General features: G+C 41.0%; 24 protein-coding genes and 1 pseudogene. 14 read left to right on the plus strand and 11 right to left on the minus strand.

Features of this window, described 5'->3' with window-relative positions; translation table 11 throughout:
• Window positions 1-117: pseudogene (locus V2H77_RS11160) on the plus strand (IS630 family transposase); the annotation flags it as partial.
• A gap of 129 nt (window positions 118-246) precedes the next feature.
• Here the strand turns inward: V2H77_RS11160 and V2H77_RS11165 are convergent.
• From V2H77_RS11165 to V2H77_RS11175, 3 genes are all read right to left on the minus strand, one after another.
• On the minus strand, window positions 247-1,263 hold the full coding sequence (locus tag V2H77_RS11165) for a tail fiber protein (protein WP_341498839.1): 1,017 nt from the start codon (window positions 1,261-1,263) through the stop codon (window positions 247-249).
• Window positions 1,264-1,532: 269 nt separating this feature from the next.
• On the minus strand, window positions 1,533-2,435 hold the full coding sequence (locus tag V2H77_RS11170; RefSeq protein WP_341498840.1) for a tail fiber protein: 903 nt from the start codon (window positions 2,433-2,435) through the stop codon (window positions 1,533-1,535).
• 317 nt (window positions 2,436-2,752) lie between these two features.
• Entirely contained in the window at window positions 2,753-3,613 is an 861-nt protein-coding gene (locus tag V2H77_RS11175) for a MurR/RpiR family transcriptional regulator (protein WP_341498841.1), read from the minus strand.
• A 344-nt stretch (window positions 3,614-3,957) separates the two neighbouring features.
• Between V2H77_RS11175 and zwf the strand changes: the two genes are divergently transcribed.
• The 3 genes from zwf to mdtI all read left to right on the plus strand — a co-directional run bounded on the left by zwf (window position 3,958) and on the right by mdtI (window position 6,680).
• Window positions 3,958-5,433: a glucose-6-phosphate dehydrogenase gene (gene zwf / locus V2H77_RS11180; RefSeq protein WP_265380861.1), complete on the plus strand. Its 1,476-nt coding sequence runs from the start codon at window positions 3,958-3,960 to the stop codon at window positions 5,431-5,433.
• A gap of 496 nt (window positions 5,434-5,929) precedes the next feature.
• Window positions 5,930-6,346, plus strand: a complete 417-nt coding sequence (gene mdtJ, locus V2H77_RS11185; protein ID WP_088373063.1) for a multidrug/spermidine efflux SMR transporter subunit MdtJ — start codon at window positions 5,930-5,932, stop codon at window positions 6,344-6,346.
• A gap of 1 nt (window position 6,347) precedes the next feature.
• Window positions 6,348-6,680: a multidrug/spermidine efflux SMR transporter subunit MdtI gene (gene mdtI, locus V2H77_RS11190; RefSeq protein ID WP_049581746.1), complete on the plus strand. Its 333-nt coding sequence runs from the start codon at window positions 6,348-6,350 to the stop codon at window positions 6,678-6,680.
• 280 nt (window positions 6,681-6,960) lie between these two features.
• On the opposite strand, the gene V2H77_RS11195 is transcribed toward mdtI, so the two are convergent.
• The 3 genes from V2H77_RS11195 to V2H77_RS11205 form a co-directional block, all read right to left on the minus strand.
• Window positions 6,961-7,197, minus strand: a complete 237-nt coding sequence (locus tag V2H77_RS11195; RefSeq protein WP_265380859.1) for a hypothetical protein — start codon at window positions 7,195-7,197, stop codon at window positions 6,961-6,963.
• A 420-nt stretch (window positions 7,198-7,617) separates the two neighbouring features.
• Window positions 7,618-7,950: a helix-turn-helix transcriptional regulator gene (locus V2H77_RS11200; protein WP_341498842.1), complete on the minus strand. Its 333-nt coding sequence runs from the start codon at window positions 7,948-7,950 to the stop codon at window positions 7,618-7,620.
• Between the two features lie 313 nt (window positions 7,951-8,263).
• Window positions 8,264-8,608: a RidA family protein gene (locus tag V2H77_RS11205; protein WP_341498843.1), complete on the minus strand. Its 345-nt coding sequence runs from the start codon at window positions 8,606-8,608 to the stop codon at window positions 8,264-8,266.
• Window positions 8,609-8,708: 100 nt separating this feature from the next.
• Between V2H77_RS11205 and V2H77_RS11210 the strand changes: the two genes are divergently transcribed.
• The 4 genes from V2H77_RS11210 (at window position 8,709) to V2H77_RS11225 (ending at window position 12,340) form a co-directional block, all read left to right on the plus strand.
• Window positions 8,709-10,640: an ATP-dependent DNA helicase gene (locus tag V2H77_RS11210; RefSeq protein ID WP_341498844.1), complete on the plus strand. Its 1,932-nt coding sequence runs from the start codon at window positions 8,709-8,711 to the stop codon at window positions 10,638-10,640.
• A 9-nt stretch (window positions 10,641-10,649) separates the two neighbouring features.
• A complete protein-coding gene (locus V2H77_RS11215; protein ID WP_341498845.1) occupies window positions 10,650-10,910 on the plus strand; it encodes a transcriptional regulator in 261 nt (86 codons plus the stop codon).
• Window positions 10,911-10,967: 57 nt separating this feature from the next.
• Entirely contained in the window at window positions 10,968-11,663 is a 696-nt protein-coding gene (gene tsaB / locus V2H77_RS11220) for a tRNA (adenosine(37)-N6)-threonylcarbamoyltransferase complex dimerization subunit type 1 TsaB (protein ID WP_132344790.1), read from the plus strand.
• Between the two features lie 95 nt (window positions 11,664-11,758).
• A complete protein-coding gene (locus V2H77_RS11225; protein ID WP_341498846.1) occupies window positions 11,759-12,340 on the plus strand; it encodes a Slp family lipoprotein in 582 nt (193 codons plus the stop codon).
• Between the two features lie 99 nt (window positions 12,341-12,439).
• Here V2H77_RS11225 and V2H77_RS11230 read toward each other — a convergent pair whose 3' ends face one another.
• Window positions 12,440-12,973 carry a GNAT family N-acetyltransferase gene (locus V2H77_RS11230; RefSeq protein ID WP_341498847.1) on the minus strand — a complete coding sequence of 178 codons (534 nt, stop codon included), beginning with the start codon at window positions 12,971-12,973 and terminating at the stop codon, window positions 12,440-12,442.
• Window positions 12,974-13,326: 353 nt separating this feature from the next.
• Here V2H77_RS11230 and fadD point away from each other — a divergent pair, with 353 nt between their 5' ends.
• Window positions 13,327-15,015 carry a long-chain-fatty-acid--CoA ligase FadD gene (fadD, locus tag V2H77_RS11235; protein ID WP_341498848.1) on the plus strand — a complete coding sequence of 563 codons (1,689 nt, stop codon included), beginning with the start codon at window positions 13,327-13,329 and terminating at the stop codon, window positions 15,013-15,015.
• A gap of 91 nt (window positions 15,016-15,106) precedes the next feature.
• Window positions 15,107-16,234, plus strand: coding sequence for a ribonuclease D (rnd, locus tag V2H77_RS11240; protein WP_341498849.1), 1,128 nt, complete (start codon window positions 15,107-15,109; stop codon window positions 16,232-16,234).
• Between the two features lie 145 nt (window positions 16,235-16,379).
• Here rnd and minE read toward each other — a convergent pair whose 3' ends face one another.
• From minE to minC, 3 genes are read right to left on the minus strand one after another with little or no spacing between them, the layout of a single operon-like run.
• Window positions 16,380-16,649 (minus strand): cell division topological specificity factor MinE, encoded by a 270-nt coding sequence (gene minE, locus V2H77_RS11245; protein WP_341498850.1) that lies wholly within the window; start codon window positions 16,647-16,649, stop codon window positions 16,380-16,382.
• Between the two features lie 3 nt (window positions 16,650-16,652).
• Window positions 16,653-17,465 (minus strand): septum site-determining protein MinD, encoded by an 813-nt coding sequence (gene minD, locus V2H77_RS11250; RefSeq protein ID WP_049581735.1) that lies wholly within the window; start codon window positions 17,463-17,465, stop codon window positions 16,653-16,655.
• 23 nt (window positions 17,466-17,488) lie between these two features.
• Window positions 17,489-18,172, minus strand: coding sequence for a septum site-determining protein MinC (gene minC, locus V2H77_RS11255; protein ID WP_341498851.1), 684 nt, complete (start codon window positions 18,170-18,172; stop codon window positions 17,489-17,491).
• A gap of 140 nt (window positions 18,173-18,312) precedes the next feature.
• On the opposite strand from minC, the gene V2H77_RS11260 reads away from it, so the two are divergent.
• The 4 genes from V2H77_RS11260 (at window position 18,313) to V2H77_RS11275 (ending at window position 20,758) form a co-directional block, all read left to right on the plus strand.
• Window positions 18,313-18,585: a YcgL domain-containing protein gene (locus tag V2H77_RS11260; protein ID WP_341498852.1), complete on the plus strand. Its 273-nt coding sequence runs from the start codon at window positions 18,313-18,315 to the stop codon at window positions 18,583-18,585.
• Window positions 18,586-18,691: 106 nt separating this feature from the next.
• Window positions 18,692-19,348 (plus strand): fumarylacetoacetate hydrolase family protein, encoded by a 657-nt coding sequence (locus tag V2H77_RS11265; protein ID WP_341498853.1) that lies wholly within the window; start codon window positions 18,692-18,694, stop codon window positions 19,346-19,348.
• A 24-nt stretch (window positions 19,349-19,372) separates the two neighbouring features.
• Window positions 19,373-19,804, plus strand: coding sequence for a YcgN family cysteine cluster protein (locus V2H77_RS11270; protein ID WP_132344782.1), 432 nt, complete (start codon window positions 19,373-19,375; stop codon window positions 19,802-19,804).
• Between the two features lie 312 nt (window positions 19,805-20,116).
• Complete coding sequence (locus V2H77_RS11275) at window positions 20,117-20,758, plus strand: hypothetical protein (RefSeq protein WP_341498854.1); 642 nt, start codon at window positions 20,117-20,119, stop codon at window positions 20,756-20,758.
• A 68-nt stretch (window positions 20,759-20,826) separates the two neighbouring features.
• Here V2H77_RS11275 and V2H77_RS11280 read toward each other — a convergent pair whose 3' ends face one another.
• A complete protein-coding gene (locus tag V2H77_RS11280) occupies window positions 20,827-21,447 on the minus strand; it encodes a hypothetical protein (protein ID WP_049581727.1) in 621 nt (206 codons plus the stop codon).
• Between the last annotated feature and the right edge of the window lie 117 nt (window positions 21,448-21,564).

The raw sequence follows: 21,564 nt of genomic DNA on the forward strand, positions 1-21,564 counted from the left end.
CAACATGAATTTCGAGACAAAGTGTTCAAATTTTTCACTACAACGCTACCTGATATAGCGGACTCGCTGACGTCCAGAATTAACGACCATTTTCAGGTGCTAAAAACTGCATTTTGAAGTTTATTGGGTATAAATGATAATTTTTCCTTGAGTAGAACGAGTTGTCACTGTCTCTTAAGTCAGATTTATGATTAAGAGACAGTTAGTTGCGTGAGGTTTGTTAGCGGTCTGGGAGATGCAGTGCCCTTATGCCTTGCGATACCATCCCATCAACTTAATATATGAATTGGTAATTGTAATCGCTGCATTGCCGCCCGTATCTCCGGTATTACCTGAAATTGTATGGTTGTGTGATCCTATTGATACCGTATGAGAGTGATCGCCATCAGTGCTGGTGTTGAATTTGTAGTTGTCATTATCTGGCATGTTTGCTGACCCTATATTGTTTCTAGAATCGTCGTAATAACCGTAACGCCCTCCCCAAGCTTCACCCCAAGCGCTATCATGATGGTGAGCTCCAGTGGTATTAGTGGTTTTGGTGCCATAATCAAATGTGCTCGTTATCCCAGAAAATGTATGATTATGTGCTGGCATTTGTGCTACGGTCAGACTTATCGAATCGTTGCCGCCGGTTGATAAAAGATCGGAACCATCGGCGTTAGCTAACCGAACTGTTTTATTTTCACCAATATATTCCCAGGTAGTGCCCGGAAATAGTAGATTGGGGTTTTTGTTTTGAGCGAACCAAATCACAATTCCTACAGGATATTGAGTGTTGATAATGGTTTCGATTAAGCCAAGATTTTTCACAAATGCATTTTTATCAAGAATATCGGCGCCGTTTTGGTTTTTTGCTAGCCGGTTATTAGCGTTATCGTTTACATCAGCAACAAGCTTCTGCGTTGCCGCAAGGGTATTACTGTTACCTGTTTTGTCGGTGAGTTGAATAACGCCTTGTTGTGTTAATGAGGCGTTTGGCACTGTTGTTGTAATTTTTTGTTCTAATGCTCTATTTAATAGTGTTGTGAGGTTGGCGATATTACCATCGTCCAAAACATCATTGCCAGATTGTGTCATGATAAAATTAGTGACGACAGAGGATATGGTTGACGATTGACGTAATACTTTGTTTAGTAAATGAGTAGTAATATTTTCTGGTGGAAATCCAGTCTTCAAATTTGGGCTTTCTTCATAGGCTTCTTGACTGACTACATTAGCATTATTACTAATGGAAAAAGCTTTAAAATCATTCTTGGGACTCATATACTTTCCTCAAATTAAATAATACTATTTTATAATTAACATATTGAATTATTGTGAAAATAATTTCTGGAAATCTATTTTAATGATAGTTTAGCTCGGAAAAATCATAATAAAATGTCCTTATAACTTAGGAGGTTAATTGTTTTTATATAATGGATAGAAATAAAAACATGAAATTGTATGATCAGATAAATATCTAAGCCATTTATATTCAACATCTGAAAAGATGCTGATAGCCATATTATTTTTGTCCAGTACAAATTTACTCATTAGGCGGTCCTTATAATGTAATTAAATGCCACATTTCTTGGACGTGTTTCATTATCACCATTCATCCCAATGGATTTATTTTCCCCTAAGCTACCTCGTTCGTTTGGACCACCAGTCATACTGCCACGCATGGGGTCTGTATATTCAAGAGTGGCTTTATCGCTGTTAGTAGTATAAATACTATGATTATGTCTTTTGAACGCATCATATTGAAAACTCAATATATTACGTCCGTTGTCAATACCACGCCAGCTATCCCAACCACGAATAAATTCACCACGTAAATCGGGTAATATTCCATTAGGGTAGGCTTGCGTTAATTTCGGATATTTTGTTTTATCAAAAGGAGCGCCGTTACATTGTGCCCATCCTTCTGGTGGGGTAATAGTTGGCCAGGGAAGTGGTACCCCTACCGGGATTAATTTTTCAAATAAACTGAGGTTTCTCACAAAAGCATCTTTATCGGGAATATCGGCACCGTTTTGGTCTTTTGCCAGTCGGTTATTCGCATTCTGATTAACATCAGAAACAAGCTTCTGTGTTGCAGCAAGGGTATTACTGTTGCCTGTTTTGTCTGTGAGTTGAATAATTCCTTGTTGTGTTAATGAGGCATTTGGCACTGTTGTTGTAATTTTTTGTTCTAACGCGCTATTTAATTGGGCAATGAGTTTAGCGATATCACCCTCATCCAGAATATCATTGCCAGATTGGGTCGCGATAAAATTAGCGACGACAGAGGATATGGTTGACGACTGACGTAATACTTTGTTTAGTACATGAATCGTGATATCGCTTGGGGGGAACCCAGTTTTCAAACTTCGACTTTCTTCATAGGCTTCTTGACTGACTATGTTGGCATTATTACTAATAGAAAAAGCTTTAAAATCATTCTTGGGATTCATATATTTTCCTCAGATTAAGTAATATGTTTTTATAAGCAGAATGTCGAATTATTGCAAAATTCATTTTCAGCAATATATGTTAATAGTAGTTTAGCTCGGAAAAAGGATGATAAAGTATTCTTATAACTTAGGGGGATCATAGTTTTTGTATAATGGGTAGGAAATAACAAATATGAAACTGTTGATCAGGTAAATATCTAAACCATTTATATTCAACATTTGAAAATTATTTTTCTCTTCCTGTTTTCTATTTGAGTTATAAACGATCGCTGACTACGCAATTGCTGCGAGTCAGCCCAACAACAAGAGGATGACTTTCAGGTTGAGGGAAAGTCAATTTTATCAAGGCGTGAATTCCGCAGCGCTTCTTTGACTCTTTTCAAGTTATCTCTGAATTTTGAACCACGGCGCAGGGTAAAACCAGTCGCTAAAACATCAATAACGGTTAATTGAGCGATTCTTGAAACCATTGGCATATAAATATCGGTATCTTCCGGGACGTCCAGAAGAATGGCGAGCGTTGCTTCGTGAGCGAGGGGAGAATCTTGGGAGGTAATTGCGATAACTGTTGCATCATTTTCTCGCGCGAGTTGTGCTGCTTCAACCAGGCTTTTAGTCCTACCGGTATGGGAAATCAGTACGACGACATCACCTTCGGCACTGTTAATACAGCTCATCCGTTGCATCACAATGTCATCAAAATAGATAACGGGAATATTGAACCGGAAAAATTTGTTCATTGCGTCATGGGCGACGGCAGCAGAAGCCCCTAAACCAAAAAATGAGATTTTCCGGGCTTGTGTTAGTAAGTCAACAGCTCGGTTAATGGCGGTAATATCCAGATTGTTTTTCACGGTATCCAGAGTTGCCATTACCGATTCAAATATTTTGTTGGTGTAGGCACTAACTGTATCGCTCTCTTCAACATTGCGATTTACATAAGGCGTACCATTAGCAAGACTTTGGGCTAGATGGAGTTTGAAATCGGGAAAACCTTTAGTATCCAGACGGCGACAAAAACGATTAACCGTGGGTTCGCTGACTTCCGCCATTTTTGCCAGCGTTGCGATACTGGCATGGATCGCAGTTTGCGGTGAAGCCAGGATTATCTGCGCCACTTTTTTTTCTGACTTACTCAAGAATTCGATACTGTTTTGGACTCGTTCCAGTGTATTCATAAAACGCAGTTACCTGTGGTTTTTGACGATTTCATTCAGAGGAGAAATCTATAATAAATTTTATGAAAATATACTATTAGCAAATTGAAGCTGGCAGTAGGAAGTCACAATAATTTAATGTTTTTCATAAAAGTATGACTAGTGTCTAACTTTCATATTGGTAATTATCTTTCATAAGAGTTGTAAAATTACATAAATTTATCACATTTTTATCAGTGGTGAAACATATTGTTAACGCGAAGTAATGGTTATTCGTTATCGCTGTTTACGCGTTATGGTCAAAAGAGTACATTATTGGTTAATGCTGTAACAAAATTACAATATCCCGCAACGAGGAGAGACATATGGCGGTTACTTCTACAGCTCAGGCTTGTGATTTAGTCATTTTTGGCGCTAAAGGGGATTTGGCGCGCCGGAAATTATTGCCTTCCCTTTATCAGCTTGAGAAAGCGGGTTATATCCACCCAGAAACCCGGATTATCGGTGTTGGCCGGGCTGATTGGGATAAAAAGGCGTATACCAAGGTTGTTGAAGAAGCTTTAAATACGTTTTTGCCGGAAAAATTAGATCCAGAGTTATGGAAGACGCTGAGTGAGCGTTTGGCGTTCTGCAATCTGGATGTTAATCAAAAGGAAGACTTTGCTAAATTGAAGGCAATTCTTAAGCAGGAACACCAGCCTGCGATCCATTATTTTGCAATGCCGCCAAGCACTTTTGGTTCGGTTTGTCATGGGTTGGGCCTTGCCGGGTTAAATAAAGAGCCAAACCGGGTTGTGATGGAAAAACCTTTAGGCACCGATCTTGAATCATCCAGAGCCATTAATGATGAAGTGGCAAAATATTTCAATGAGCGTCAGGTTTATCGCATCGATCATTATCTGGGTAAAGAAACCGTATTGAATCTATTAGCGCTGCGGTTTGCTAATTCCCTGTTCGTGAATAATTGGGATCACCGGACAATTGATCATGTGCAAATTACGGTAGCTGAAGAAGTGGGTATTGAAGGCCGTTGGGGGTATTTTGACCAAGCCGGGCAAATGCGCGATATGATTCAGAATCATCTGTTGCAAATATTGACCATGATTGCGATGTCTCCTCCGGCAGATCTGACAACAGACCGTATCCGAGATGAAAAAGTAAAAGTATTGCGTTCTCTGCGCCGTATTGATCACACGAATGTGCGGGAGAAAACAGTGCGTGGCCAATACACCGCTGGTTTTGTTCAGGGGCATAAGGTACCGGGGTATCTGGAAGAAGAGGGGGCGAACCAGTCCAGCCGGACGGAAACTTTTGTCTCTATCCGCGTTGATATTGATGACTGGCGTTGGGCCGGGGTTCCTTTCTATCTGAGAACCGGTAAACGTCTGCCAACGAAATGTTCCGAGGTAGTAGTTTATTTCAAAAAACCTGCGCTGAATTTGTTCTCTGAATCTTATCAACAACTGCCGCAGAACAAGCTGACGATTCGTCTGCAACCGGATGAAGGTATTGATATCGAAGTTCTGAATAAAGCCCCGGGGCTGGAACACAAACATCGTTTGCAAACGACTAAGTTGGATCTGAGTTTCTCTGAAACGTTTAACCATATGCCATTGGCAGATGCTTATGAGCGATTGTTGCTGGAAGCTATGCGGGGTATTCAGGCGCTATTCGTTCGTCGTGATGAAGTGGAAGAAGCTTGGAAATGGGTTGATTCTATTATGAATGCATGGGCGGCGGATAATGATGCGCCTAAGCCTTATCAGGCGGGGACGTGGGGGCCGGTTGCTTCTGTTGCCATGATCACTCGCGATGGTCGTTCGTGGAATGAGTTTGAGTAATTGACAAGCCTTTCTGTTGAAGCTCAAGCCGCGCTATAAGCGGCTTGGGTTATTATCAACAAGGTATCAGCTTATGTTGATATCAATTCTGTTTTTTGATTCAACTCTGTTTATCAGATAAAAAATAAGCAAAATTGAGTGGTTGCTTTCTATTATTTCGTATGGTAGAAGTAATAGGAACATTAACATTATTTATGAGGATTCTTAGTATATCGCGCAGAATATCGGTGCGATGAAAGAATGAGATATCATGAACAGCGCCAAAAGCGTCAAGTTTCAAAGTTCCACCCACATGCTTTTCCTTTCTGCCATTTTATCCAGTGAGCATTATTGGTGCGGTGCATTATAGCGTCTGACTCCTGTTGACCGGTTTTCAACCGGTATTTCTGTTTCGTCAAAACGTCAGGTTATTATTTCTCATCTTATGCATAGGTGGGTTAGATCATTTATTAGCTTGCGTCTTGATGTGCGTATTTGCGTAGTCAGGAGAAATAAAATGATTTATTGGTTATTCCTTGCAATGGCAATTGTTACCGAAGTTATCGGTACCTTATCGATGAAACATGCCAGCGTTTCTGGTGGTGTAGTTGGCATGGCTGTTATGTACATTATGATCGCCGCATCCTATATTTTGCTGGCAATGGCGGTGAAAAAAGTTGCACTGGGCGTTGCGTATGCGTTGTGGGAAGGGGTTGGCATTCTATTTATTACTGTTTTTAGTGTCATGTGGTTTGATGAATCACTGTCATTGATGAAAGTAGGTGGTTTGGCTCTGTTGATAACAGGAATTATGTTGATTAAATCCGGCACTAGAAAAGCGGCAGTGAAAAAATCGGCAGAGGTAGTAAAACAGATGGCAAATAAGGCTGTCAGTGTCGCAACAACCAAAAACAGTAAAATAAAGGAGGCATAACATGTTGCAACAATTTGAATGGTGGCATGCGGCGTTCCTATTCCTTGCTGTCGCTTTGGATATTTTAGCGAATATTTTACTGAAACTTTCTAATGGTTTTAGACGTCCTTGGATGGGTATTCTCTCGCTTATTACCGTCCTTGGGGCGTTCAGTGCGCTTGCTCAGGCAGTGAAGGGAATTGAGCTTTCTGTTGCTTATGCCTTATGGGGCGCTTTCGGTATTATCGCGACGGTTGCTGCTGGCTGGATTATGTTTAATCAGCGTTTGAATTGTAAAGGTTGGGGTGGAATTGCCTTGTTGCTGTTGGGCATGGTGATAATCAAGATGGCTTAAGCTGTAGAGTAACCCAATCTGGGGGGAGTATGATTCACAGAGATTGTTTTAATTTTGTCGTTCCTGATGCATTTATAACTATTTTCTTCTCTGTTCAGGTATTTTGATTAAATATTGCATAACTCCTCCCGCTTTAATTTTTAAAATCAGGATAAAGATACGTTATTAGCGTTCAGGTTTTTAACTAACGAATTTTATTGTTTATTTCTTATAGTATCTGCTGGCATACAACTAGCAATTATTTTGCATAATAACCAGCAGATATGAATGAAAGTGGCTTTTAGCAGGTAAAACAGACTTCTGGCTTATGACCATCTTTCACACAACAACCAGGACAACAAGACTGAACAATATAGCGGCCATTCCCCATCTCCTTCATATCAAAGTCTTTATAGCGATAAAAAACATGTTTACCCATTGAGGCGGAACAAGATGGGCAACTTTTATAGATCTTGCCTTCTACTTCCGCAACAACGGAATCATGAAGCGGATCATGACAACCTGAACAAATATCCATAGAATGCTCCATACCAAGTGATAAAAGTTATTGAAGATTAGGCCATGTTTATATTCACTAAACAGAGGCCAGATACTGATATGCTTATTAGAAAGTATGGACGACGCATGAGTATAATTCAACATTGAAAAGATAAATAATAGAAAATCCATTTGATGAGTTAACTCTGTCAGATGAAATTAACGCTATTTGTGATAAGCAACATTGGAAACTATTTTATTTACATTGATCATCAGAGTATTATTAGCAGATCAAATATAACATATATTTCTACAATGAATTATTAAGGGCCATTGCTAAAGTAAAGTAGGTATTTTGGCCCGTAAGATTGGTTGATAATAAATTTTTGATAACTGATTGGTGTTTGTACCCTACAAGGTAACTTTTACCATAGTTGAATAAAAATAAGCTTCTTTGTTGTTAGAAATCATCGTATACCTTTCTCTTTTTTTCCTGAATACGCTGTGGTAACAAAACTAGTTTATCTCTTGTTTGTTCTATACGAGCTGAGATAGGAAATTTATCACTGCCAAACAAGCTGATACCTACAAGGTTGGCTAGCTCAAATGCTAATCCTATAGAACAACCCATATCCCCGCTTTCAATTTTTTGTAGTGTGGTTCTGGATATCCCCGCACGTTCTGCCAAATTTTTTTCTGACCAATGGTGTTGTTTTCTACCTAATTTGATTTGTTCTCCGAGTAACATGACTGCCTCTTGGGAGAATTTTGAATAGGCTCTATGTTTTGACATATTCCCTCCTGCTGACCGTTATAGTGGTCATTAAGGTGATTTGTCAAAATGAGAATATCAATATTAGATGATCACCATAGTGGTCATCTATAGCTCAAGACATACGAGGAAGGTTAGAATTGTTGGGCTTATAATATTCCACTTGGATCAATAGATAATGTAGTTTATGAGAATATCGATTAATATCTTATTTTAAAGTGTTATTGCAGCTAAAGCGGAGTTACTTACATTAACACCTATTGGGATATTCTGAATAACTTTCATATAATTAGAATATATAATGTAGGCGATAGAGAATATCCCAAAATTAATATTAAATACCGGCGATAACTTTTATCTCGACTTTGTATGTGGGATTCATTAGCTTAGCTTCAACTGTGCAGCGCACAGGCGCGCTTCCTGCAACAACCCATGCATCCCAGGCGGCATTCATGCCAGCAAACTCTTTTCCATCAGCCAGAAAAATAGTGGCGTCAATAATTTTGCTTTTATCAGAACCGAGACGCTGTAACATAATATCAATAGCGGCCAGTGTATTCGCTGTTTGCTCAGTAATATCACCATCTAGATTTTCCGGTACGGCGGTGTAATAAATGGTTTTATTGTGAACTACCGCTTCAGACCAGCGATCCTGTGGATCAATACGTTCAATTGTCATGGATACTCCTTTCTGTGAATGACTATCTGCCTGATTTTGGGTGGTGATCAGAACATACTATTGGCATAATCTCCACCCATTCTGTTAAAAGAGACGATTTGTGTCAGACGATTTTGCGAAAAATGGTGCCCTTGCTAGAGCAATAACAGGTTTTAAGCCCCGTGATGCTCAAAGAGAAATGGCGGTGGCTATTAAGTGTGCGATTAAAAACCATCAACAATTGGTCGTAGAAGCAGGCACAGGAACAGGTAAGACATTTGCCTATTTAGCACCCGCGTTGCGTTCTGGGCAGAAAGTTATCATTTCTACAGGTTCTAAGGCATTACAGGATCAGCTCTATAATCGTGATTTACCGACAGTCGCTGGAGCAATTAATTTCACTGGTAAATTGGCGTTGTTGAAAGGCCGTGCAAATTATCTTTGCCTGGAACGGTTGGAACAGCACTCTTTTGGGGGCGGACAATTGGAGGCAGAAATTTTGTCAGATATTGTTCGGTTAAGAGGTTGGTCTTCACAAACTGAAGAGGGGGATATCAGTACTTGTCACCAAGTGGCGGAAGATAGCCAGGTTTGGCCGTTGGTCACCAGTACGAATGATAACTGCCTTGGCAGTGATTGTCCGCGTTATCAGGAATGCTTTGTTCTCAAAGCTCGTCGCCGGGCAATGGAGGCGGATGTTATCGTTGTTAACCATCATCTGTTTATGGCGGATATGGTGGTGAAAGAAACTGGATTTGGCGAGTTGATCCCGCAAGCAGCAGTCAAAATATTTGATGAGGCACATCAAATCCCTGATATCGCTAGTCAATATTTTGGGCAGCAATTAAGTAGCCGCCAACTGATGGATCTCTCCAGAGACATTATTATGGCGTATCGCACGGAAGTCCGGGATCAAGTTCAACTACAAAAGAGCGCGGATCGTCTGAGTCAGAGTACACAAGATTTCCGGCTAGCGTTGGGAGAGAATGGTTATCGGGGTAATTTGCGGGAGTTATTGCAAAATCCGCAAGTGCAGAGAGCATTAGTATTGCTTGATGATGCGCTTGAGCTTTGTTATGACGTGATGAAATTGTCTTTAGGGCGTTCAGTCATGTTGGATGCCGCATTTGAAAGGGCAACAATTTATCGTAACCGTCTTAAGCGTTTGAAAGAGGTGACTATCCCCGGTTATAGCTATTGGTTTGAAAGTTATGGGCGCCATTTTCTTTTAGCACTTACACCGCTGTCTGTTGCCGACAAATTTAGCGAGATAATTAATGAGCAATCAGGTTGTTGGGTTTTTACCTCAGCGACATTATCCGTCAACGAGCAGCTTTCACACTTCACTGAACGGCTTGGGTTAAAAGAAGCGAAAACTTTACTGCTGCCAAGCCCATTTGATTATCAAAGTCAGACGTTACTCTGCGTTCCCCGTTATTTACCATCACCAAATCAGCCTGGTAGTGCAAAATGGTTAGCGAGGATGCTCAAACCACTCATTGAAACCAATAAAGGCCGATGTTTCTTTTTATGTACGTCACATCAGATGATGCGCAGTCTGGCAGAAGAGTTCCGGGCCAGCATGACATTACCAGTTTTGGTTCAGGGTGAAACCAGCAAAAGTCAGCTACTTTCGCAGTTTATTGCTGCTGGCAACGCTTTATTGGTGGCAACCAGCAGTTTTTGGGAAGGTGTTGATGTGCGGGGCGAGGCGCTTTCCTGTGTCATTATCGATAAATTGCCTTTTACGGCGCCGGATGATCCGCTGTTAAAAGCTCGAATCGAAGATTGCCAACTGAGAGGTGGTGATGCATTTAATGAAGTTCAGTTGCCAGACGCGGTTATTAGCTTGAAACAAGGTGTCGGACGGCTTATTCGTGATATTGATGATTATGGCGTCGTTGTCATTTGTGATAATCGTTTAGTGATGCGTCCATATGGTGAAGTGTTTTTGAATAGCTTGCCACCTTCGCCGCGAACCCGAGATTTAACGAAAGCAGTCGCTTTCCTGCAAGCTCGGCAATCTCCTAACATTTCTGGTAAAAAAGGTTAAGTGTAAAATATGGTTAAAAAGTATCGTGGTGATGCGTTTGCTGCAATTCACGAAACGATGGAGGCACTAAGCGAAATAGAGGATGTCAGTAAGCAAACTATGCGTGAGTTTGATGCTGCTTGTTTGACTCCCATAGAATCATTATCTCCAGAGGAAATACATTCTCTTCGTGAGCATTTGTCACAGCCTGTTTTTGCCCGCGATATTTGTAACAGTAGATCACGCTGGGAAGTGATGGAGTATGGCGGCCAACTGAGTAAAATCGACTAGGCTATGATAAAATAGCGCCTTATTTTGGATTATATTTCTTGCCGAGGTGCTTAAGGCATGCCTGTACGAATTCTGGCTATTGATACTGCAACGGAAGCTTGTTCTGTTGCTCTTTGGAATGATGGCGCCGTTTTGGCGCAGTTTGAAATCTCTCCACGTGAACACACGCAACGTATTTTACCTATGGTTCAATCTGTTCTGGCAGAAGCTGAGGTGAGCTTACAGCAGCTTGATGCTTTAGCTTTTGGCCGTGGGCCGGGTAGTTTTACCGGTGTACGTATTGGTGTTGGTATTGCTCAGGGCTTGGCTCTGGGGGCTGAACTGCCGGTGATTGGTGTGTCAACGCTCAATGCAATGGCTCAAGGTGTTTTTCGTCTGCTAGGCGCAACTCAGGTATTAACCGCTATTGATGCCCGAATGGGAGAAGTTTACTGGGGGAAATATATCCGCAATCAGCAAGGTGAATGGCAAGGCAGTGAAACAGAAGCTGTGTTGAAACCGGAACAGGTACAGGCATTCATGGCTTCATTGAGTGGCGATTGGGTAGTTGCGGGTACTGGCTGGCAGGCTTATCCTCAGTTGATGACAAGTCATTTAACGCTAACTGATAGTAGTATCACATTACCTCATGCTGAAGATATGTTACCTATGGCGATACAGATGTGGCGAAACGGTGAGGTGACGGCTGTAGAACACGCTGAACCGGTATACTTGCGTAATGAAGTGACTTGGAAAAAATTACCAGGCCGTTAAGTATCGATTGATGAAACTTGTAGTAAAAGAAAGTATCAAATAGACAGAGTTATTTTAAACATCATGATTGGGACAATTTTCAGGAGAAGGTGGTTATGTTAAGAGTAATAAACTACCGGACGAGTATTAAAGCGCTAATCTTGTTAGGTGCTGTAATGCTTACAGGCTGTATCACCGTTCCTGATTCAGTAAAAGGAACGTCACCAACACCTGTTCAAGATCTGCTTTCTGTTAAGAGTACGCCTGAGCTGTTTATCGGTCAGGAAGGGCGATTCGGCGGCAAGGTACTTGGTGTAGTGAATGAAAATCACCGTACTCGTCTAGAAATATCATCATTGCCATTAGCATCGGATGCCAGTCCAGAACTACATGAGCCTTCCCTTGGTCGTGTCTATGTTTATGTTAATGATTTCCTTGATCCTGACGATTTTAAAGGAAATTACGTTACTGTTGTTGGTCCGATAATGGGGTTAAAAAAGGGTAAAATTGGTCGCGCGGATTACAATTATGTTGTGATTGATGTAATAGGCTATCAACGTTGGAAAGCTGTTCAGCGGGTATTGATGCCTTATGGCCCGGGGTCTTGGAATTATTATGGCTATCCATATTATTCAGGTTGGGGATGGAATGGGTACTATCCCGACCCCGCACCTGTTGAGACTATTTTGACCAAGTAGAGTTATTTCAATCGGGGTTGTTGGTGTATACCTTGTGACATTGTAACTTTATTCCCAGTTTGAGCCGCCACAATAATAGATGTGGCGGTAATCTATTTGTTATTTCCTATCTATCTTTGGATTGATCGCTAATTTCATTGCAATTCTCGCCCCTAAACCGGCAGCCATCTCTTCTGCCAGAATTTTTCGTAGTTCATCAGGAATATCATCCGATTGCAGTATGACAAAACCGAATTTGTCATATAATTTACGGCTTGGCGTAAAATCACGAAAAGTTGTGAGGTAAAGTGCGGTTTCTTTGCTCTGCTCTAATTGCTCAATGATTAAGCTAAGCAGGGTGCTTGCAATACCTTGGCCATGATATTTTGGCAACACATCAATCTCAGCTAACAGCATCAATTGATTTAAACGGCGGATTAGCGCAAATCCAACCAACTTTTGACCACTTTCAGCGACCCAAAGTTGCTGTTTCTGAATACCTAATTCAATTTCATACGTGGGTAGAGTTTGGTCACCGAGTGTTTTTGGTAAGAGTTTTTCTGGAAAAAGAGAAGCCGCTTGGCGTTCTATATCGCTGATGGTTGCACTATCTTCATAGGTTGCCCTTCTGACTGTTATGTCATTTATAATCATTTTTTATTACCGTTATATTTCTAATAGCGTATTGGAATAGAGGAAAGCAATAAATGCTATTTCAAAAATGCTATCTTAAGCAAAAAATAAGTAGGTCAATGTATAACCAATAGCTACTAAGTTAAATATTAACTATAGCAATAATATACTGATAATTAAAAATAATTCACAGACGACACCATTCTCTTTGTTTTTATGTATAAGGATTAACATGAAATTAGTGATGTGTATCTCAACCTGAACAATGTTTCTTTTTTAAACTGGTACGCTGAGTTAATAATTTGTTAAATCAAGGCGTGCGTTATTTATTAGGCGAGTGATAACATAGCAATTAAAATTTCAGGAGTACTACCTTGGAGAAAGTCTGGCTAAAACACTATCCGGCGGATGTTCCTGCGGAAATTGACCCGGATCGTTATGCATCATTGGTTGAGATGTTTGAAAATGCCGTAGCGCACTATGCAGATCAACCTGCATTTATCAATATGGGTGAGATTATGACCTTCCGTAAATTGGAAGAGCGTAGTCGGGCATTTGCAGCATATTTGCAAAATGGTTTGGGATTAAGTAAAGGAGATCGCGTTGCGCTGATGATGCCAAATCTGCTGCAATATCCCGTTGCACTGTTTGGCGTGCTGCGTGCAGGTATGATTGTCGTGAATGTAAACCCGCTGTATACGCCGCGTGAGCTTGAACATCAGCTTAATGATAGCGGCGCTTCCGCTATTGTGATCGTCTCCAATTTTGCCCATACATTGGAAAAGATCGTTTTTAATACTAAAGTTAAGCATGTTATTTTGACGCGCATGGGTGACCAACTATCTCGTCCTAAAGGTACGTTGGTTGATTTTGCGGTGAAATATATTAAACGGCTGGTGCCGAAGTATAATTTGCCTGATGCCATTTCATTCCGTTGTGCGATACAGAAGGGCTATCGCATGCAATATGTCAAACCAGAGATTAACGGCAATGATTTGGCTTTTCTGCAATATACCGGCGGCACTACCGGCGTAGCTAAGGGTGCTATGCTGACTCACCGTAATATATTGGCAAATCTTGAACAGGCAAAAGCGGTTTATTCTCCATTATTACGTGCAGGCCAAGAGCTGATTGTTACGGCGTTGCCTCTCTATCACATATTTGCGTTAATGGTGAATTGCTTGTTACTTATTTACCTGGGGGGGTGCAATCTTCTGATTACTAACCCGCGTGATATTACGGGTACAGCTAAAGAATTAGGTCGTTATCCGTTCACTTCGGTCACCGGGGTAAATACGTTGTTTAACGCCTGGTTGAATAATGAAGAATTTAAGAAGCTTGATTTTTCTACCCTGCGTCTGGTTGTTGGTGGTGGTATGCCGGTACAGAAAGCGGTGGCTGAGAAATGGGCAGAAGTGACAGGCACCACTTTGCTTGAAGGTTATGGTCTGACAGAATGTTCACCTTTGGTTTCCTGTAATCCTCATAACTCGAAACATTATACTGGCAGTATTGGTTTCCCGGTCTCTTCAACGGAAATCAAACTTGTGGATGATGATGGTAATGAGGTAGAGATGGGCCAGCAGGGGGAATTGTGGATACGTGGCCCACAGGTGATGGTTGGTTATTGGAATCGCCCTGATGCAACAGAAGAAGTGTTGAAAGATGGTTGGGTAGCCACGGGTGATATTGCGAATGTTAATGAGCAGGGTTCCATTCATATCGTAGATCGTAAAAAAGATATGATTTTGGTTTCTGGTTTCAATGTGTATCCTAATGAAGTTGAAGATGTTGTATCAGCTCACCCTAAAGTGCTAGAGTCAGCAGCAATAGGGGTATCAAGCGAAAGTTCCGGTGAAACTGTCAAAGTGTTTGTGGTTCGGATAGATCCTAGTTTGACCGAGGATGAGCTTAGAACCCATTGCCGTCGTTATCTAACAGGGTATAAAGTACCGAAGATCATTGAGTTCCGGGATGAATTGCCTAAGTCTAATGTAGGTAAAATTCTTCGCAGGGAACTGCGTGATGAAGAGGAAAAGGTCAGGAATGTAGCTGTAGCCTGAGATCCTCTTCATATATATTGATAAGCACGACAACGCCGGTATCAGCCGGCGTTGTCGTGCTTATTCCATGAATGGCTAAGAGAACTATGTTTTGAATTATCAGTTGATCACCACAGATGCTCAGTTGCAACAAGTTTGCGAAAGGGCAAAAAAATACTCAAAAGTAGCATTGGATACTGAATTTGTACGCACACGGACGTATTACCCGCAATTAGGTTTGATACAACTGTATGATGGCGAACAACTTTCTCTGATTGATCCGCTTAATATCACCAACTGGCAACCTTTCCGTGAGTTAATTACTCATCCTCAAATATTGAAGCTGTTACATGCTGGCAGTGAAGATTTGGAAGTTTTTCTGAATGCTTTTCAATGTTTGCCGGAACCGATGATTGATACTCAGGTTCTGGCGGCTTTTATTGGGCACCCGCTTTCATGTGGCTTTGCCGCGCTGGTAGCTGAATATATTCACGTCGAGCTGGATAAAAGCGAATCCCGAACGGATTGGCTTGCCCGCCCGTTAAGTGAAAAACAGTGCGAATATGCGGCAGCGGATGTTTATTATCTGTTGCCTTTGGCGGATATCCTGATGACTGCAACAGCGAAAGCTGGATATATGGAGGCTGCGACGGGTGAGTGTCAGCTGATCAGTCGACGCCGTAAAGAGATATTAGAACCGGAATCTGCTTATAAACAGATAGGCAATATCTGCCAATTACGTCCTCAACAGCTTGCGTGTTTGAAAAAACTGGCTGCATGGCGTTTGAATCAGGCCAGAGAGCGTGATTTAGCCGTGAACTTCGTTATTCGTGAAGAAAACCTGTGGCAGGTAGCGCGTTATATGCCAACGTCTTTGGCAGAGTTGGATGCGTTAGGGTTAAGTGGGCAAGAGATTCGTTGTCATGGTCGTCGTCTGTTGTCAATGGTCGCTGAAAGTGGAAATATTCCAGAAAGCGAATGCCCGCCGCCAGTGACGAACTTGATTGATCAACCTGGTTATCGTAAAGCGTTTAAGGATATCAAGGCGCTGATCCATCAGGTAAGTGAGCAGCATAGATTTAATTCTGAATTATTGGCATCTCGTCGTCAGATTAATCAATTACTCAGTGTTCACTGGAAATTGAAACAATTAAATGGCAGACCTGAATTGCTTAGTGGATGGCGAGGAGAGTTGTTGGCTGAACCTGTTGCAGAGATTCTGGCGAACTATCCTGATTAATCCATATCAGAGCCTTAGCCTGATGCCAGACTAAAGCACGAGAAAGGGGTTCCCGTTGGGGTTACCCCATCTCAGACTGCCGCATAATTGGTTTGGTTACTTTGATGGCGGTAATGTAATGATAAAACAACCCTGTTTATCTGCGTTATTTTTGCGCTTCTTCCGTCTCAGGTAATGTTATATTAAGCTCCAATACGGAAATATCATCGCCTTTCTGCTCAAATTGTACAGAGAGCATATCGGGATCTACCTGTATATACTTACAGATTACCGCCAGGATATCTCGTTTCATCTCAGGCAGATAAGCAGGCTCAGAATCACCACGGCGACGCTCTGCCACGATGATTTGCAACCGCTCTTTAGCGATATTTGCTGTCGTCTTTTTTCTCGACAGAAAGAAATCTAACAAGGCCATGTTTTACCCCCCAAATAGGCGTTTTAAGAAGCCCTTTTTCTCTTCTTCAATAAAACGGAAAGGACGCTCTTCCCCTAATAAACGTTCAACAGTATCTGCATATGCTTTTCCTGCATCGGATTCTGTATCCAGAATGACCGGTTCTCCCTGGTTAGATGAACGCAGTACAGATTGATCTTCTGGGATAACACCGATTAAAGGAATGCATAAAATTTCCAGAACGTCTTCCATACTGAGCATATCGCCACGATTTACACGGCCAGGGTTATAGCGAGTTAATAGCAGATGTTCTTTGATGGGATCTTCTCCCCGTTCAGCTCGTCGAGATTTAGAAGCCAGAATGCCCAGAATACGGTCTGAATCACGAACGGAAGAGACCTCAGGATTGGTTGTGATGATCGCTTCGTCAGCAAAATAGAGTGCTATTAACGCGCCACTTTCAATTCCTGCCGGGGAGTCGCAGATAATAAACTCGAAACCTTGTTTATCCAGATCGACTAAAACCTTCTCAACGCCTTCAGGGGTGAGAGCGTCTTTATCGCGGGTTTGCGATGCGGGCAAGATATAAAGATTCTCGGTACGTTTATCTTTAATTAATGCCTGATTAAGCGAGACGTCACCTTGGATAACGTTCACGAAGTCATAAACTACGCGGCGTTCACATCCCATAATCAGATCGAGGTTACGCAGGCCGATATCAAAATCGATAACGACGGTCTTTTTACCTCTTTGAGCAAGGCCGGTAGCAATGGCCGCGCTTGAAGTGGTTTTGCCAACGCCACCTTTACCTGATGTAACAACAATAATGCGTGCCATGAAGTGATTCCTTATTAAAAGGGCTAGATTAAAGGTTCAATAGTTAATTCATTATTTACCAGGCTAAGTTTTGCGGCTTTTCCTGCTAATTCAGTCGGGATTTTATCGCCGAGCCAATATTGCCCTGCGATAGAGATAAGTTCAGCATTTAAATGGGTGCAAAAAACCAGACACTCTTGATCGCCGGATGCGCCGGCTAATGCCCGACCACGCATCATACCGTAGATGTGAATATTGCCGTCTGCAATCAATTCGGCGCCGGCGCTTACATTACTGGTAACAATAAGATCACTGCCTTGGGCATAAATCCTTTGACCTGAGCGAACAGGTAAATTAATTATGCGGGTTTTTTTAATCTCGGGTTCTGCCGGTTTATTTTCCTTTGCTGGAGCTTTTTGTTTTTTACCTTCACTTAGTAGTGGTAGGGATGCTTTTATTACCGCTCTGCGTTGTTGCTCATCACGACAACCACTCATTCCGACAATACGGAATCCTGCTGAATCAATAGCATGATGCAGCGCTTTCAGATCAGCGTCTGCCGGCAGAGCGGAGATATTAATGACAACAGGCGCATTTTTCAGGAAATCCGGTGCTTGTTCCACTTTTTCCTGTAGGGCCTGTAGAATGATTTCTGGTTGGTCACTGTATAAATGAACAACCGAAAGCGTAAAATTACTGCCTTTTAGCTCAATTGGCGACTGTGACATCTATCCTGACTCAGATTCAGCAAATTTGAGATCACCCCAGAACAACCTCTGGGATACGATATTTTGAAATACAATAAACATGTTATAATTACTGAATTATTCAAGCAAGTTGTGACCTGAATTTAAAAGAGTTTATTATAATGATTTGTGCGATTTACAGAAGTCCGAGAAGGGAGCAAACATATCTTTATGTTGAAAAAAGAGATAATTTCTCTCGTGTTCCCGAAGAGTTACTGAAAAGTTTTGGTCAGCCTCAATATGCAATGACCATCTCTCTGGCAGACAGAAAGAAACTAGCAGGCGCCGATATAGAAAAGGTAAAAATATCGTTAATTGAGCAGGGTTTTTACCTACAAATCCCACCTCCGGTTGAAAACTTAATGAATGCGCATCTGAGCCAGATGGAAAAATAATAAGACCTTATTTTGCGATTAGTTTTGGCGTGGCGGCCGATGAGATGTGGCAAGAAGTGCTATAATTATGGGTGTGTTGCCTAATAAACCAGAGTGAGGAACGAATATGTATCAACACAGAGACTGGCAGGGGGCATTACTGGATCTTCCTGTCAATAAAGTGGTTTGCGTTGGTAGTAATTACGCTAAACATATTAAAGAGATGGGAACTCAGCCAGCGGAAGAACCCGTCGTTTTTATTAAGCCAGAAACTGCGTTGTGTGATATACATCAACCAATTGCAATTCCAAAGGATTTTGGCGCCGTTCATCATGAAGTTGAACTGGCTGTGCTGATTGGTACACCGTTGAAACAAGCGAATGAAGAGCGAGTTGGCGCTGCTATCGTGGGTTTTGCTGTTGCATTGGATCTCACCTTGCGTGATTTGCAATTTAAATTCAAGAAAGCGGGTCAACCGTGGGAAAAAAGTAAGGCATTTGATGGTTCTTGCCCAATATCTGGGTTTATTCGAATAAGTCATTTTGGTGATCCGCAGAATGTCCAATTTTCATTGGCGGTCAATGATGAACTACGGCAGAACGGTAATAGTAGCGATATGCTGACGCCAATTGTTCCTCTGATCAGCCATATGTCGCACTTTTTCACTTTGCGGCCGGGAGATGTGATTCTCACTGGTACACCGGAAGGTGTTGGAGCACTGGCAGCCGGTGATGTGTTAAAGGTTACTCTGAATGATAATTCACTCACAACTAGGGTGATTTGAATAATATAAGGAATAGTAGAAGTTATGTCTCAGCCTTTCTGGCAGGTAAAAACCTTAGATCAGATGACGGATGAAGAATGGGAGTCATTATGTGATGGTTGTGGGCAGTGTTGCTTACATAAATTGATGGATGATGATACCGATGAAATTTATTTTACTAACGTTGCTTGCAATCAGCTCAATATAAAAACGTGCCAATGTAAAAATTACGAAGATCGTTTCAGATATGAGCCGGATTGTATCAAGTTAACCCGTTATAATTTGCCGACTTTCGAATGGTTGCCACAGACTTGCGCATATCGTTTGCTTGAAGAAGGGAAGCCATTATTACCGTGGCATCCTCTGATTAAAGGTTCCAAATCAGCAATGCATAGCGAAAGAATTTCAGTTAGGTATATCGCTGTACGGGAAATTGATGTTGTAGAATGGGAAGATCATATTATCAATAAACCTTGATAATGATTTAGCTAACTATACCCGTCATCTTTCAAGTTGCCTCTTTGTTGGCTGTACTCGCTCACCCCGGTCACAGAGTTATCTATGCTCCCGGGGATTCGCTCCTTTGCCGTCGCGATGCATCTTGAAATCCATTGGGTATATATTTTAATAAATTATTTCTATGTTTCCCAAGTTGGGAGCTTGCTCCAGAGTTAAGTTATCCAATGGTATATCCACCAAGAATAAACTAAAGGTTGATTGTATATAATTGCATCTATACTATTACCATTAGGTAATTGAACCTGCGGTCTACTATAGGAGGCATAAAGTATGCCAATACATGTGGGAAACATAGAAAAGATTACCAATGATTTCATCCAATTGAGTGAATTAGAGTTCAATCGTGTTCTGTATGATGCGCTTAATTCCTCTGGTACTAATATTGTGCATGATGTGGATGAACTCATTTTTCCGCCAGGTTACCGGTTGATCAGGGTTGATAACAGGTTAGATTTGGATGATATAGATGAGCCTTACTTTGAATTAGCATTACTTAGTGATGAAACAAAAGAGGTGGTTTATTACAACAAAGTGATTGTAATAAGTGATTTGGTGCTTAACTGCCGTCCCGCTTCGCAGATACTTGTGTGGCGAACGAGGAAGCCACAACATAAAGCGGCATTAAGTGATTTGGCCGCTAAAATCTTTTTCCACTATCTGATTAAAACCTATGATGTTGTTGCTTCAAATATAAGTCAAATAATAGAAGGCACCTCTTTTTGGCAAGCCAGAATGTATGAGGCGTTACAATTTGGGCTTTATGTTTACGGTTATGATGTTATGACCTGTGAATTAAGAAATATTTTAGCTGAAGATGATGTCAGCAAAGAGCAGAGTTGGTTATGGGGTAATGCGGAATATTATATGGATAGATTGGCGATTATTTCCAGAATCAAACTGCCTAATAAGTAATTAATTTTGCCAGGTTATATATAAGGTAAATATAATGGTTCGAATTAATTCGAACCATTATTAATTAATTACAAAGCGCCGGAAATCCAAACATTGATTTTATCATAGAAAGATTTAATTGATTCCCATGCTCTGCTTATCCATTCAGAGAGTTGTCTGGTTGCATCAAGTATAAAATTTGAAAGTCTGCCAAACAAGCTGGAGAAGAATGCATTAGTTTTTTCCATAAAACTTTGTATTGCTGCTCTGGCGTTAGGAAATTGTAACCCAAATTGAATGGCTTTATCGTAACTTGTATCAATTTGTCTGTTGTTCTCATCTTTGGTTCTTTGACGAGATTTATTCATGTTATCGATCCAGTCTTGGTCTGCGTTGTCTGGATCAGCGATAATTGCTGCCTTATATTTCTGTGTGCTATCAGTTACACTTGCCTTGGAAATGTTTGTTGTTGAATTGGCGCCAGATTTCACAGAATCTTTCAATTGATTAATAATACCATCTGCTTCCTTATTTTCCGTAATATCTATACTTCCGTATTGTTCCGCAAGCATATTTGCATATGCCTGGAGTTCAGGTGTCGATGGCATAAATGGTTCAATTTTAGAATCATTTAACATACGTTTTGCGTGTTGGCGCATTTCGTTCATGAAGTCGATAAATTGAATATCTATCGGTGTAATATTAGACATAAATTATTTCCTTTTATTTAGTTAGTAAACTATCTATTAAATGTAAAAATGTATAATTCTTTATTTAAATTAGAAGGAATAAGTTAAAAATAAATTACATTATATATCTATTTCTGT

Origin of the sequence: Photorhabdus sp. P32, from assembly GCF_038085095.1 — a bacterium.
Taxonomy (GTDB): domain Bacteria; phylum Pseudomonadota; class Gammaproteobacteria; order Enterobacterales; family Enterobacteriaceae; genus Photorhabdus; species Photorhabdus luminescens.